Origin of the sequence: Streptomyces sp. NPDC007095 (genome assembly GCF_040634475.1) — a bacterium.
In the GTDB taxonomy this organism is placed as follows: domain Bacteria; phylum Actinomycetota; class Actinomycetes; order Streptomycetales; family Streptomycetaceae; genus Streptomyces.
In genome coordinates this window covers 1-13,845 of record NZ_JBEYFS010000283.1, presented here as the reverse complement: position 1 = coordinate 13,845, position 13,845 = coordinate 1, and the positions used below count along the sequence as shown (strand labels likewise).

General features: G+C 69.1%; 10 protein-coding genes and 6 pseudogenes. 6 read left to right on the top strand and 10 right to left on the bottom strand.

The annotated features are described in order from the left end of the window. Positions 1-118: 118 nt before the first annotated feature. From ABZ656_RS51040 to ABZ656_RS51030, 3 genes and pseudogenes are all read left to right on the top strand, one after another. Positions 119-622, top strand: a pseudogene (locus ABZ656_RS51040) (transposase); the annotation flags it as partial. Between the two features lie 320 nt (positions 623-942). Beyond that, on the top strand, positions 943-1,290 hold the full coding sequence (locus tag ABZ656_RS51035; protein ID WP_360278585.1) for a transposase: 348 nt from the start codon (positions 943-945) through the stop codon (positions 1,288-1,290). Between the two features lies 1 nt (position 1,291). After that, positions 1,292-1,519, top strand: coding sequence for an integrase core domain-containing protein (locus tag ABZ656_RS51030; protein ID WP_360278591.1), 228 nt, complete (start codon positions 1,292-1,294; stop codon positions 1,517-1,519). 143 nt (positions 1,520-1,662) lie between these two features. On the opposite strand, the gene ABZ656_RS51025 is transcribed toward ABZ656_RS51030, so the two are convergent. Both ABZ656_RS51025 and ABZ656_RS51020 read right to left on the bottom strand, forming a co-directional pair. Beyond that, positions 1,663-2,532 (bottom strand): endonuclease/exonuclease/phosphatase family protein, encoded by an 870-nt coding sequence (locus tag ABZ656_RS51025; protein ID WP_360278588.1) that lies wholly within the window; start codon positions 2,530-2,532, stop codon positions 1,663-1,665. 429 nt (positions 2,533-2,961) lie between these two features. Continuing rightward, a complete protein-coding gene (locus ABZ656_RS51020; RefSeq protein WP_129592358.1) occupies positions 2,962-3,504 on the bottom strand; it encodes a hypothetical protein in 543 nt (180 codons plus the stop codon). A 262-nt stretch (positions 3,505-3,766) separates the two neighbouring features. Between ABZ656_RS51020 and ABZ656_RS51015 the strand changes: the two are divergent. Further along, a pseudogene (locus ABZ656_RS51015) lies at positions 3,767-4,019 on the top strand (hypothetical protein). Between the two features lie 24 nt (positions 4,020-4,043). Here the strand turns inward: ABZ656_RS51015 and ABZ656_RS51010 are convergent. From ABZ656_RS51010 to ABZ656_RS50995, 4 genes and pseudogenes are all read right to left on the bottom strand, one after another. Next, positions 4,044-4,916 (bottom strand): annotated as a pseudogene (locus tag ABZ656_RS51010) (transposase); the annotation flags it as partial. A 311-nt stretch (positions 4,917-5,227) separates the two neighbouring features. Further along, positions 5,228-5,764, bottom strand: a pseudogene (locus tag ABZ656_RS51005) (FAD-dependent monooxygenase); the annotation flags it as partial. 345 nt (positions 5,765-6,109) lie between these two features. Beyond that, positions 6,110-6,382: pseudogene (locus tag ABZ656_RS51000) on the bottom strand (transposase); the annotation flags it as partial. 80 nt (positions 6,383-6,462) lie between these two features. Continuing rightward, positions 6,463-7,737, bottom strand: coding sequence for an MFS transporter (locus tag ABZ656_RS50995; RefSeq protein WP_101406623.1), 1,275 nt, complete (start codon positions 7,735-7,737; stop codon positions 6,463-6,465). 133 nt (positions 7,738-7,870) lie between these two features. On the opposite strand from ABZ656_RS50995, the gene ABZ656_RS50990 reads away from it, so the two are divergent. Further along, positions 7,871-8,806 carry a LysR family transcriptional regulator gene (locus tag ABZ656_RS50990; protein WP_360278581.1) on the top strand — a complete coding sequence of 312 codons (936 nt, stop codon included), beginning with the start codon at positions 7,871-7,873 and terminating at the stop codon, positions 8,804-8,806. A 697-nt stretch (positions 8,807-9,503) separates the two neighbouring features. Here ABZ656_RS50990 and ABZ656_RS50985 read toward each other — a convergent pair. From ABZ656_RS50985 to ABZ656_RS50975, 3 genes and pseudogenes are all read right to left on the bottom strand, one after another. Further along, positions 9,504-9,689: a hypothetical protein gene (locus tag ABZ656_RS50985; RefSeq protein ID WP_101406625.1), complete on the bottom strand. Its 186-nt coding sequence runs from the start codon at positions 9,687-9,689 to the stop codon at positions 9,504-9,506. An 806-nt stretch (positions 9,690-10,495) separates the two neighbouring features. After that, positions 10,496-11,476 carry a pyridoxal-phosphate dependent enzyme gene (locus ABZ656_RS50980; protein WP_101406626.1) on the bottom strand — a complete coding sequence of 327 codons (981 nt, stop codon included), beginning with the start codon at positions 11,474-11,476 and terminating at the stop codon, positions 10,496-10,498. Between the two features lie 173 nt (positions 11,477-11,649). After that, positions 11,650-12,065: pseudogene (locus tag ABZ656_RS50975) on the bottom strand (IS256 family transposase); the annotation flags it as partial. Positions 12,066-12,540: 475 nt separating this feature from the next. Between ABZ656_RS50975 and ABZ656_RS50970 the strand changes: the two are divergent. Then, a complete protein-coding gene (locus ABZ656_RS50970; RefSeq protein WP_101406627.1) occupies positions 12,541-13,086 on the top strand; it encodes an AAA family ATPase in 546 nt (181 codons plus the stop codon). Positions 13,087-13,162: 76 nt separating this feature from the next. Here the strand turns inward: ABZ656_RS50970 and ABZ656_RS50965 are convergent, their stop codons facing one another. Further along, positions 13,163-13,711, bottom strand: coding sequence for a hypothetical protein (locus tag ABZ656_RS50965; RefSeq protein ID WP_129592360.1), 549 nt, complete (start codon positions 13,709-13,711; stop codon positions 13,163-13,165). Positions 13,712-13,845 lie beyond the last annotated feature (134 nt).

Sequence of the window (13,845 nt, the reverse complement as noted above, 5' to 3'; positions counted from 1 at the left end):
GCGGCAAGGGGCACTGCGGGCCCGTGCCGACCGACACCCTGGACGCTACGGCTGCAGACCGCGCGTCTGGGCCCGATTCAACAAGTCAGGGGCCTTCGCGACAGGCACCGTCACAGTCTTGACCGCCCCGGCCCGGCGACGGCCACCGGCACCCGAGGCGATCAGGAGACCAGCGACCTTGCCCAGCATCACGCAGCCCACGACCCCATGTCACGTCCCAGCCGAGGCCGAGGAGGACATCCTGCTCGGTGTTGACACCCACAAAGACGTCCACGCTGCGGCCGTCATTACCACGCTCGGCGCCGCTCTGGACGGCCGCAGCTTCCCGGCGACCGCCGAGGGATACCGTCAACTTCTGTCCTGGGCACGCTCGTTCGGGATGCTGCGGCGGGCCGGGGTCGAGTGCACCGGATCCTACGGCGCAGCTCTGACACGGCACCTGCAGGCCGAGGGCATCGAGGTGACCGAGGTCAACCAGCCCGACAAGGCCGCCCAACGGCGCCACGGCAAGACCGACGCCATCGATGCCGAAGCCGCCGCCCGCGCCGTGTTGTCCGGTCGCGCCACCGCCGCAGCGAAGACGAGCGACGGCCCGGTGGAGACGCTGCGGCTGTTCAAGTTGGCGAAGGGGTCCGCGATCAAGTCCAGGACCCAGGCCATCAACCAGCTCAAGAGCGTTCTGGTCTGCGCCGATGCCGAACTTCGCGAGTCTCTGGCAGGGCTGAGCAACCCGAAACTATTCCAACGGTGCGCTCTACTCGCGGAGTCGGAAGTCTCCGGGCCGGCAGGGGCCGCGCGGCACACTTTGAGACTGCTGGCCCGCCGCATCCAGCACCTGACCGAGGAGATCAACGACCTCAACAAGCGGATACAGAAGCGATCCAAGCGAGAACTCCGGGTCTGCTCGACGTCCACGGCGTCGGCCCGGACACCGCGGCAGCTTTGCTCATCTCGGCCGGTGACAACCCCGAACGCCTCGACAGCGAGGCATCCTTCGCCGCCCTGTGTGGCACCAGCCCGGTCGAGGCATCCTCCGGCAAGACTCAGCGCCGCAGACTCAACCGCGGCGGCGACCGCCAGGCCAACGCCGCTCTCTACCGGATCGTCCTCAGCCGCCTGCGCTGGGCGGGCCCTTCCCAGGACTACCTGCGGCGACGTCTCGCGGAGGACAAGACCAAACGCGAGATCATCCGCTGCCTGAAACGGTACGTCGCACGAAAGATCTACCGGCACATCGTCTCCGCAAACACCGCGGCACAGCCCACGGAACCAGCCCGAGACGCCGCTTGACATCCATAGGGGCATCAACGCCGTCAGCGAGGCGTTCAACAGCGTGCTCAAGGTCGAGTACGTCTACCGGCACACGTTCGCCACCCGCACCGAGGCTCGACTACGGATCGCGACCTGGATCACCGGCTTCTACAACACGCACCGACTACACAGCGTGTGTGGATATCAGAGTCCGATCGACTACGAGCACGACCACCGGACCAACTCCGCCTTGGAGCTGGCCGCTTAGAAAATCTCCACAGTTCGAGGGGATTGACACATGACGCCTCCCCCCAACCGTCGTATCCCGGCCGACCTATCGGCGGGTCCGTCACGGCCGAGTGGCCAGATTTCCGTACGTGGCGGGGTCGGCCCCACAGGCGTGCCCGGCGGTCAGGAAGCGAGTCTGATGTCCGCGGCGATCGGGAGGTGGTCGCTGCCGGTGGCGGGCAGGGTCCGGACGTGGGTCACGGTCGCCGAGCGGGCCATGATGTGGTCGATCCGGGACATGGGGAAGACCTCGGGCCAGCTGAAGGCGAAGTCCCGCGTCGGCGGATTCATGTGCGACATGACCGGGGCCAACCCCCGATCGTCCACGGTGCCGTTGAAGTCACCCAGCAGGACCACCCTTTCCAGTTCCTCGGCGGCGATGGCATCGCCCAGTAGTCCGGCGCTTTCGTCCCGATAGCCGCAGTCGAAGCCGCTCAGCCGGACGCGGACCGACGGCAAGTGGACGACATAGACGGCGACCTCGCCCCACGGCGTACGCGCGCCGACGCGCAGCCCACGGCGCCAGCCCTCGTCGATCGCCCTGGGCCTGATGTCCAACAGCCGCACGTCTGCCAGCGGGTATACCGACCAGAGACCGACGCTGCCTTCGACTGCGTGGTGGGGGTAGGCGGGTGCCAGGGCCCTCTCGTAGAGCGGCAGCGCGGAGGGCGTCAGCTCTTCCAGGGCGATGAGTTCCGGCCCGGCGTTGACCAGAGCTTGCGCGGTACGGGCGGGAGCGGTGTTCTCGTCACTGACGTTGTGCTGGATCGCCGTGATGTCGTGTGCGCCGCGATCCCCGGAAAGCAGCGGCCCGCCGAAGAGGTCAGCCCAGACAGCCACGGGGAGCAGCAGGGCCACCAGCGCGGTGGCCGAGCGGCGCAGCAGGGCCAGAACGAGCAGCATCACGACGGCGAGGCCGAGCCAGGGCAGGAATGCCTCCAGCAGACTGCCCAGGTGACCGAAGGTGATGGGCACGGCGGAGTGGAAGACCATCAGGCCCGAAGTCAGCACGGCAAGCGCTGCAAGAACACGTCCACGCGCCCAGCACGACCGGACGCTGGCATCCCCACCCCCACCCCCACCCCCGCCCTCGCCCTCGCCGCCACTGGCCTACGCGACGCGGCCACCACCGGGGTGCCGCGGTCTTGGACCCCCGCGCCCCGCTGCTGTCCACGTGCTCCACCTGATCCCCCCACCTGCCACCCGTCCCCGGCCTGACGCCACGAGCACGGCCTGCCCGCTACCACGCATGGCCCGGCGATCGGGGTTCCGGCCCGCAAGCATTGGTGGTGTCCAGGGTGGAGAAGCGCGCTGCCGGGCGCGTCCCACCGCCCATCGCGCGCATCCGTCTGCGCCGTACAGGGCGACCACCTTCGCGTCGGGATCGATCCTCATGTCGTTCGCCAGCGCGAGCTGGACCGCCTATTGCGCGAGCCCTGGACTCCGCGCAGAGCGGCAGGACCCGGGTCCGCCTCCCGGCCGGACGCCGAGGACTCCAAGTAGTCGCGTGCCGTCACTTCCTCGCGATGGTGCGGCAATTGCGCCACCCAGAACGGCGCGGCCGGCTCCCCGAAGAAGGTCTTCCTCTTCTGGTACGGCCCGAACAGGCCCGCCGCGGCGGTGCCCGCCCTGCGCACCGCCCGCTTCCCTCTCCCGCCACCCCTTCCGCTCCAAGTCCTGGCACGGCAGATGGCCCTTACGTAGCAACCGCGCCAGTCGCCGTCCGGCGTCCGAGCGCAGCTTCTCGGCCGCGCGCACCATCTGCTCGTCCGGTACGGGGGTGACGCGCAGCAGGGCCTGGGCCAGGTCCACCGGGGCGGGGAGGAGGCCGAGTTCCTCCGGCTCCGCGATCCTCTCCACCAGCGCGGCGGCGTCCAGTCTGCCGGTGGTGAGATTCGGCACGGCCAGGAGGAACGGCTGCGTGCCGGACTCGATGACGGCCATCGCCTCGGTCAGCCGTGCCATGAGCATGGTCCCGGCCAGAGAGAGTTCGTGATGGCGTACGGGGTGCCCGCGCGGAGTTGGACGGCTGTCTCTCTCGGCTCGTCGCCGCGACGTGTTCTGTGATGCTCTCCCGCGGTACGGGTGCGCCGAGCAGGTCGGCGGCTCGTTCCGCGAGCCCGGGGCTGAGCAGTCCGGCGGCCGTCGGCAGCTCCGGAAACACCGAATCACCGAATCACCGAATCACCGACGGTCTTGAGGTGGCGCGAGCTGGCAGGCTGCCTTCATGGATCACGCGGAGGTACTGCTCATCGGAGGGCGCGCTGGTGTCGGCAAGACGACGGTGGCCTGGGAGGTTTCGGCACGGCTGCGAGCCATGGCGGTCTCTCACGCAGTCATCGAGGGTGACTTCGAGCGCCCACAAGGCACGGCTCTTGGACGAGCGGGCAGCCGCCGGCAGTGTGCGGGTGGTGACGGATGGGCGGCCCGTCGCGGACATCGCCCGTGAGGTGGTGGCCGCTACCGGCTGGGGCGGTTAGCACTGTGCCGGCACATCGTGGTCTTCACGTGCGGGCCCCGGCTTGTCGCCGGCAATGGCTGGTGCGATATCGCTCCTGATGACGGCGGCGCCAGTCGCACCGGCCGAACCGGTGAGCCGCGTGGTGGAGAAGCTGGACTACGAGGGTGTTGGACAGGCGCTGCATCTCCTTGCAGGACAGCGGGACCAGTCCGTCTGAGGATGGGCCTGCGGGCGTGTTCCTCGGCGCTGACCGCTGCCAGGAAGGCGTGGGCAAACAGCACGAGGGTGACCCAGCGGATCCACGAGGGGTGGCGACGGACCTGGTGCTCATCAAGGCCGGCCAGCCCTTTCTCACTCTGCAAGGTCTCCTCCGCACGCCATCTTGATCCGGCGACCTTCACCAAGGCGGTCAGCGGCACCGGATCGGTTGAGTAGCAGCGAAGGCAGGCGAGTCCACCGGTGACGCGATTGCGGCGAATCAGCACCTGGCGGAGGCCCGGCGCCGAGTAGGCAGGATCGATGACACCGCAGTCGTAGAACCGCTGCGCCTTCGCGCCGCGTCCGGCCGAGAGCTTCTGCCAGGCCCGCTTGGACACCTTCTTCACCAAGGCATCGGCGCGGAACGTGCCTGCACCGGTGCGCACTTCGGCCGAGCGGGCCACCGCAAGCGCATAGCCCAGGCCACGTTCCTCGATGGCGGCCCGCAGCTTCGGGTTGCCGCCGTAGACCTCGTCACCGGTGACCCAGCCCACTCGGTGTCCGCGTCCTGGAACTGTTCGATCACCATCCCGGCCAGTTCCGGCTCGGTCACGAAGGCGGTGTCCTCGCCGAGTCCCGCGGCCCGGCAGCGTTACGGGCCGCACCTCCAAGAGCGCGGGAGGTACAGCTCCCGGTCCATGGCGGCATGTCCCCGGCGCCGGCGTAGAACCGGCCCGCAATCCGGCCCATGGCCACTTCGAACGCCTCCCGCCAACGCGCGGGATCTATGCTGTGGCCAGCAAGATCACGATCTACAGCCGGAGAATCAGGAACGCATCCGTCGCAACTCGCATGACCGAGTTGTCGCATCGGGGATCGTCGTCGCCTGGTCCGGAGACGGTCATCGGTGTCGACTCGCTGCGGGCGCGGGAGAGCCGCTCGTGCAGTGCCTCTGCGTCTACGTCCGCGTCTGCGTCTGCGTCTGCGTCTGCGCGACCCGTCGCGCGGTCTCGGTCGCCGCACGTGATGTCAGGGCTGGGCCTGACCGAACCGCGCGGTCTCGGCGGGGTCGGGCACGGACAGAAGATGCTCAGCACAGCCTTCGAGCATCTGGGCTATGTCGGCCGAGCGCGGGAGCATCGACTTCTCGTAGCTGCGCACAGCTTCGTCGATGGTGGAGGACTGAACGAGCGCGAGCGCGAGTTCGCTGGCGTCGAGCATGGCGAGGTTGACGCCGACTCCGAGCGGTGGCATGAGGTGTGCGGCGTCTCCCAGGAGTGTCACGCTGGGCGAGTGCTCCCATGTGTGCGGCACCGGCAGGGCGAAGAGCGGACGATCGACGTAGGGGCCGTCGTTGTCGGTGATCATCCGGAGTGTCTGCGGCGGCCAGGCCGCGTACTCGCTCAGCAGATGCGTGCGGATGCCCTCGGTGTCCTCGGGGCGAAGCCCGTTCGCCGCGATCCAGTCCACAAGGACGCGCTGCATGATGTAGACGCGCATGTGGCTGCCGCTGTTGCGCTGCGCGAAGAGGCCGCGCTCGCCGTCGGCGACGTGGGCGCTGCCCCTGCGGCCGGAGGAGTTCGAGGACCTGGACTACGTGGTCGACGTGCTGTTCGACGAGCAACGCAGACGATCCCGCGCCGTGGCTGGGCAAGAGCCTGCGGGCCGAGGAGGAAGTCGAGCTCATGAAAAAGCTGGGCGAGGTCTACTCTACTGTGCAGGAAGAGATAGGTCGCGGTGCCCCGGACGAGGTCTATCCAGGTGCTCCAGCGTGGAGCAACGTGATCGCAGTCGCGGGCAGGTCGGCTCAGGTCATGGTCACCAATGACCTCCAGGCGGCGGCTCTCCTGCATGAGCAACTCCACCTTCCTCACTACCAGAGGCCCGCTGAAGGGGCACCGACGGCTGAGTGAGAATGCGAGTGCGGAGGAGTTCGAACGCGGCTCGGCCATACACGGCTCCCTTGAGGGTTTTCACCCGGTTCACGTGACCTTCGCCGACGCCGGAACTCCACGGGCGGGTAAGGCCGACGGTGACGGCGTCGAGGTCCTGGCGGAGGAAACCGGCGAAGCCCTGCATCGGCTTCGGAGCGACCTGCTGGGCCTGGCGGATCCACTCCAGCAGCAGGTGTCCGCGCCGGTGACGGACGCGATGAGCGATGGCGGCGGAGGCCGTCGCGCTCATCTCCGAGCTGTACGCGGAGGGGTGGACCGCCGCGAGGAAGGGTGGCGTGGCTCGATCGCGGTGACGGCGGTGGCGGTCCGTCAGGCGTGGTTCGATGCCGACTGCGGCTCCGGCTCGGCGAGGGGCGCTGCCGCGCGACGGGGAAGCAGCAGCGGGGTCGCCAGCAGGAGCACGCCGGCCAGGCCGATGGCCGTACGCGGTCCGAGCAGGCCGCCCAGCACGCCCCAGGCGGCCGTCAGGAGAGCGGTCGAGGCCTTGGTCGTCACCGCCCAGGCGGACAGCGTGCGGGCGACCCGGTCGGTCGGGGTGCGCTCGAGGCGGTGGGTGGCGTAGACGGGGTTGAAGATCCCGCAGCAGAAGATGAGCCCGAGCTCGACGCCCATCACCAGCAGCAGCCCTCCGGTGCCCGGCCCCAGGAACGCCAGGCCGACGGGCCAGATCGCGCGCAGCGCCCCGACCATGACCAGGACCTGGTGTTGCCCGAACCGGGTGACGAGCGGTCGGGCCAGCCGTGAACCGAACAGTCCGCCGATTGAGGGCGCGGCGAAGGCGAGGCCGTACTGCCACGGTGCGAACCCGAGTTGGCCGAGCATCAGGACGGCCAGCAGCGGCTGGGAGGCCATCACCAGGCCGTTGAACAACGCGGTGTTGAACAACAGCGGACGCAGCGTCGCATCGGCGAGGATGTACCGCCACCCGTCGAGCAGGTCCCCGGCCCGCATGCGCGCGACCTCCCGACGTTCGGGCAGCGGCTCGTGCCCGCCTGTCGCGCGGATGCCCAGGGCCGAGAGCAAGTAGCTGACCGCGTCGGCGGCCACCGTCGCCACCGGACCGAGGAGCCCGATCGCGGCGCCGCCCAGCGGCGGTCCGATGATCGTGGTCGTCCAGGCCGTGGACTCGAACCGGGCGTTGGCGACGAGCAGGTCCTCGGCCGGCAGCAGCGTTTTGAGGTACGCGCCGGAGGCGGCCCGGAAGGTGATGTCGGCCGCCGCGACGACGACCGAGACCAGCAGGAGCTGAAGGAAGGTGAGCACGCCGAGAGCGAACGCGGCGGGGATCGTCAGCAGTGCCGCGAACCGCACCAGGTCCATCGCGATCAGCACCGGCCGCTTGCGGCGGAACTCCACCCACGGGCCGAGCGGCACGGCCACGGCCGCGCCCACCGCAGCCCCCACGGAGGAGAGCGCGGCGACCTCGGCCGGTCCGGCGTGCAGCACCCGGATGGCGATCAGCGGGAAAGCGCCGAAGGCGAGCCACGTGCCGAGCGCGCTGGTCCCGTACGCTCCCCACAGCCACCCGAACCGCCGCCCCAGCCGTGGTCCGGGCAGATGTCCCAGCCGGTGCCCGCTCTTCATTCCCGCCGCCCCTCGCCACTCACCCGCACAACCGATCCGCGATCGGAAGCATCAAAGCGAGCACCGCACCCGGGGATCAAACAACCGCGGCACCTCCAGCCACAACCAATGGTTGTACCCATAGGCTGTCGGCATGGATCTCGACACCGTCCGGACCTTCGTCGCCGCCGCCGACGCGGGGCAGTTCCAGGAGGCCGCCGCCGAGCTGGCGGTCACCCAGCAGGCTGTCTCCAAGCGCATCGCCGCGCTGGAGCGCAGCCTCGGCGTGCGGCTTTTCACCCGCACCGCGCGCGGCGCCGAGCTCACCATCGACGGGCAGGCGTTCCTGCCCCACGCGCGCGAGTTGCTGCGCGTCGCCGAGCGCGCGGGCGCGTCCGTGCGCCCCGGCCGCCGTCCGCTGCGCGTCGACGTGATCGCCTCGCGCAGCGCGCAGTCGGGCCTGATGCGCGGCTTCCACCGGGCACACCCCGAGATCGACCTAGACGTGATGATGCTGTTCGACATCGAGACGGCCGTCACTGCCATTCGCTCCGGTGCGATCGACGCGTCCTTCCGCGCCGTCGCCGCGCCCGGCCGACCCCTTCCCGAGGACATCGCCTCCGTCCGGGTGCTCGACGAGCCGCTCCAACTCCTCACCGGCCCCGGCCACGCACTCACGGGCGCCCGGTCGGTGACCCTCGCCCAACTCACCGGGCACCGGATCTGGATGCCCGGCATCGCCCCCGGCACCGAGTGGGCCGCCTACTACGACGACCTCGTCGCCGAGTTCGGCCTCACCATCGAGGCCACCGGCCCCAACTTCGGCACCGACGCGCTCCTCGACACCATCGCCGACACCCCCGCCCTGGCCACCTTCATGGGCGAGCCCACCCGCCTCATCTGGCCCGCCGACCACGGCCTGCGCCGCATCCCGGTGACCGACCCGACGCCCGTCTACCCGCACTCGCTCCTCTGGCACCGCGACAACCCCCACCCAGCGCTGCCCACCCTCCGCGCCCACCTCGCCGCCACAGCGGCCGGCCACGACGCCGCCGGGACCTGGACGCCGGGCTGGGTGATTCCGCGCTGAACGCCGCCACGCCTTCGACCATCGTGGCCGGATCGACGGACGGTGACTCGGGGGCGGGCGTGGCCATCGACACACTTCTGCTCTCTCCCTCCGTATCCTCATGTGCCTTGACGATGATCAAGGCTGTGAACTGCCGATTCAGCTCAGGAACCCCAGATGGGTTCGGACGGGTCGGCGTGGTCCGGACACTGAACGAGCGGGCGGCCCCGGCTCATCGACGGCAGCCGCTCGCCGAGCATCCCTCTCACGTCAGAGCCCTGAAAAGGCGGGCACCAGACATGCCCGTCGCCGGCGGACCGGGGCCGGGCGGACCGGCTCGATACCTCACCTGGTCGCCGGCGGCCACGGCGACCAGGTCCGCACCCGCGGCATCGTGCCCGGGACCGCACGCCGCGGTACGACACCTGGGAGCGAGGTGCACGGACGCGAGGCGGCAGCCCGGGCCGTGACGGGGGAACTCCGCGGTGAGATCGCGTGGTTGACCGGGCGGTGGCGCGGGCGGAGGACCGGCTGTCCCGGCTGGAGATCACCCGGGAGACGGTGACCGAGATCCTCGGCGAGGCCGGTGCGGATGCGGAGTCTTCGAGACCGGGTGTCGAAAGGGAGCTGGAATTGAAGGCGGTACCGGCCAGGAACCCTCAGCAGCCCTTTCAGATGACGGCGAAGAGCACCGCGTCACCTAGCCGCAAAGACCCGGTCAGTCTCCTCCGGAGCCGTCGAGACCGACCGTCGGCTTGTCCCAGTCGTCGTGGACCCTGTCGTCGATGCGTTCGCGCACCGCGGAGCCGAAGAGCGCGACCGCCATGGGCACCGTGCGCGGGTCGTACGCCTCCGACGCCGGCCGCGTCGCCGGATTGAGATCCGCGTACCGTTCACGCGCCATGTGGAGCGCCAGCTCCCTTTGGCGGTTCTGGCGGGCAACCTTCGCGGAAGGATCCGGTCGCCCGCAGCCGACGCCGCCGCCAGCGTCGACGCGCCGAGAGAAACGCCAGTACGGCTCGGATCCAGGCTTGGTCGAGTACCAGTACGGTCACCACCGTCACCACCACCGCCGTGGCCGCCGTCGACCACCAGCCCCGGTGCCGCTGCCCGCCGCCGGGAACGAGCTCTCCCCGATGCCGCCCATACCCTTCACTGATCAGCCGCGCCTCTACCTCGTCCATAAGGCGGTAGGCGTCCGGCAGGGCCCACAAGTGGTGGCCCTCCCAGTCGGCCGGGCGGAGGGTCGAGCTGGACACAGGTTGCGGTGCAGCCGCGGCCCACAGTTCGCGCTCGAACTCGTTGGCACCTTCGGGCAACGGGCCGCGAGCGACCCAACGCTGTGGGCTGGGTCCATCGGGCGACGTCCGGTGCAGCATCCCATCGGCCACGAGCCTGGCCACTGCCCCCTCTTCGCCCACGTGGCACCCCCCAAGTTCAGCGAGCCCAGCACCAGTGGACCGAGTCGTTCCACGGCAGCCGGTTCGACGAACGCGCTGTGCCGATCCTCTGCCACGAACGCCTCCGGCCGGGCGTCTTCGGCATTGGCGCGCAATGCCGTCAAGCGACATGGCCATCAACGCGATCACCAGATAGCCCGCGAGTATGAGCCAGTCCGTCATGCAAGTCGGTATCCCCGTGCCACAGTGCTTGACCAGTCCGCTCACTCAGATCGAGCTACTCCCTACTCGTCTGCTGCCTGAGCAATTGTCAAGACCTGTGGATGGGAGCCGCGCCGACCCAGCGGTGGTAGGCGTCAACGTCGACGTTGCTGCCGCACACGATGGTGACGACGTGTCGGCCAGCGAAGCGGTCACGGTCTTCGAGGATCGCCGCGATGCCGAGCGCGGCCGAAGGTTCGACGACGAGGCCGGCGTGGTCGAGGAGCATCCGCATACCGGCGATGATCGACGCCTCCTGGACCAGGACGGCGTCGTCAGCGACCAGGAGGAGATCGTCCAGGACGGCCGGGATGGGACGCCGGCCGGCGACGCCGTCAGCGATGGTGTCGGTCGAGTCGGTGGTGACGACACGCCGGCTACGCCACGAGTGTGTCAGCGCCGGTGCGCCCAGCGGCTGGACGCAGATCACCTCGACTTCGGGTGCCAATGCCTTCACCACATGACCCACGCCGGTGGCCAGCGCCCCACCTCCGAGAGCAATCAGGACGGTGTCGAACGGCGGCGCGGTGTCCACCAGTTCCAGGCCGATGGTCGCCGCGCCCTCGCAGGTCTCGATGTCCAGGCTGTCTTCGACCAGTCGGATGCCGTCGTACCGTGCGATGGCCGCCGCCCGCTCGCGAGCCATCTCGTGGTCGCCGTCCACCAGCTCCAACCCGGCGTCCAATGCGCGGATGCGATCAAGCTTGGCCCGAGTCGCAAAGCGGGATGCCACGACTGTGACGTCGAGCCCCCGGCCGCGACCGGACCACGCGAGGGCTTGGCCAAGGTTGCCCGCGCTCGCGCACACGGCGGCTCGCGAGGCATTCTCGGCCAGCAGGCTCGCGACGACCTCGGTGCCGCGCGCCTTGAAGCTGCGGACCGGATTCGCCGTTTCGAGCTTGATGCTCACCGTGCACCCGAGGCCGGGCTCCAGCGCCTCGCAGCGGTACAGCGGAGTGTCGAGAAAGACCGGGTCGATCACCCGGCGAGCCGCTCGGATCCGAGCAGTGTCGAGACGCGTCTCCTGCACGACACAGAGCGTAGCGCCACCGGTACTGGTTCCATGAGCTGTCAGGAGCTGTACGTCGGTTGAGATGTGTCACGCTGCGGCGGGCTCCATGGGGTGTTCGACGAGGTGGTCGATCTCGAAGCGGGCCCGGCCCGGACGAGGGCGACGAGGTGGGGTGCGGTGACCGCACGCCGGCGCTCCAGCGCGGGCACGAAATCCCCCGAGGAGAGGCCTTGGAGGCAGAGAGGTAGCGCAGCGGCAGCACCTCGGAGACCATCGACGACTTGCGGTACCAGGGAGGCAGGATCTTCGACGAGAATCGCTCGCGCTCGCCGGTCGCCTCGTCGACCCGTCGGTCGTTGTCCCGCGGCGCCCTGGCCTCGACCGGTCCGACGGCCGTGGTCACCGCACGTTCGCGACGGTAGCCGTTGCGGACCACCAGCCGCCGGCCCCTCGTCACGCTGATCGCCCAACTCGGCTACGTAGGCGTTGGCTTCGACCCCCAGGGCGGCGGCGGGCATCCGCCTCGCGCCCTCGCGCCCTCGCGGACGATGCCGTCGATCAGGGCGCCGGCCTCGGTGGAGCCGTCGGCAGTCACTACGCTGAGCACAGGCGCGCCTTCCCGACCCGCGCGGCTGCGCGGGCCTGCTCGATGACCAGAAGTCGATCACTCGGGAAGGTACGCCCTTCGCGTCCAACCCGAGGCCGATCGACAAGTCATGAGCATTGCTCCTGCTGCCTCATCATCCACCTACAACTCGGCTCACGGTGCCTGCCGTTGTCAGACACGGTGTGCTCTTCCCTTCGTTTCCCGCGGTCAGATGCTCGGCGGTGACTCGGCCGCCTGGGCTTCGGCGGTGTCCGGGGGCGAGTTGTCGGCCAGGGACGGGCCAGAGCCTGCCGTAGTGGCCCATTGACTTCGGCAACGTGAACCAGCTCCGCTCGACAGCGGGATTCGGCCCCACTCAGCGATCTTCCGGCCCTGATCTGACAATGGAATTTGGCCCCGCCCAGGTCGCGCGGCATGCTGATCCGACACGCCGGGTTCGACGCGCGGGCCGGGCAACGGGGTGGGGAGGATCGCGTTGATCATCTGGGTGAACGGTGCGTTCGGCAGCGGGAAGACCACGCTGGTGGACGAGTTGCGTCCTCGTTGGCCCGAGGCGCTGGTCTATGACCCGGAGATGGTCGGCTTTGTGCTGCGGGAGATCGTGGAGGTGCCGACTGGCGACTTCCAGGATCTTCGGTTGTGGCGGCGGCAGGTTGCCGACCTGGCGGTCGGGCTGATCGAGGAGTACCACCGCCCGGTCCTGGTCCCCATGACCGTGGTCAACTCCGTCTACGTCGATGAGATTTTCGGCGTGTTGAAGAACGCGGGCATCGACCTTCACCACTTCTTCCTTCAGGTCTCTCGAGAGGTCTTGGAGAAGCGGATCGACGGACGAACCTTCTTCCCTGATGATCCCGAGCGGGAGGAGCGGGTCCGACGCTGGGCCAAGGACAGGATCGAACCGTGCATGGCCGCGGTCGACACCCTGCCCGGCGACACCGTGTTCCTCGACGGAGAGCTGACTCCGCCGGAGTTGGCCGCCCAGGTGTTGGCCCGTATCGGCGTGGGTTCGGACAGGTAGGACACCGGGTGAGGTGTACGCCGACACCAGGCTCCGCGCGGCCTTAGTTGCCTCCACGGAGTACAGGTGAACGTGCTCAGGGCTGAATGGGCTGGCCTGTAGGCCGGGTGGGGTCGTAGTGCGTGCGGGCGAAGGTGTCGTTTGCCCGGTGGACAGTGTCGGGTCGCGGCGGTGCCGGCCAGATGCTCAGAAAGTGCTCTTCCACAGGGTTGTCGCCTTCGTGTGCAGCGCCTTCGTCGCGTCCGCGTGCCTGTACGCGGACGCGGTACCAGCCCGCCCCGGCCGTGGCGAAGTTCCCGGCATCCTCCTCGACATCCCCGCCCCACCGGAACAGCCGCAGGATGCCACTCGTGCTGCAGATACTCACGTCCACTACGGTCTCCCACTCCTGCCCCGGCAGAAGTGGTTCATCCGCGCAGTGCTGGGTGGTCAGGCGTATCCAGCCGGTGTGCGTGCCCCCGAGCACCGTGAGGTGTTCTGGGCCCCCGGCTGCCAGGCTGTTTCCCGCGAAGATCCGCCCGACCGTGTCGGTGTCGTCGTACTCGCTGAGGAAGTCGTCACCCTGCAGGTAGTACTGCCCATAGGAGACGAACATGCGATCTGAAGTCCACGTCGTGTAGCGCATCCACCGGATCATGCCTTGCCCCACTGACATTGCTGAAACTGAAGCTTCCCCGTGATCTCGGACACGTAATGGCTATGCCGCGAGGGTGTGTTGATGCCGCTGCCTGGTCTCAGCCGGGGTGAGGTAGCCGAAGA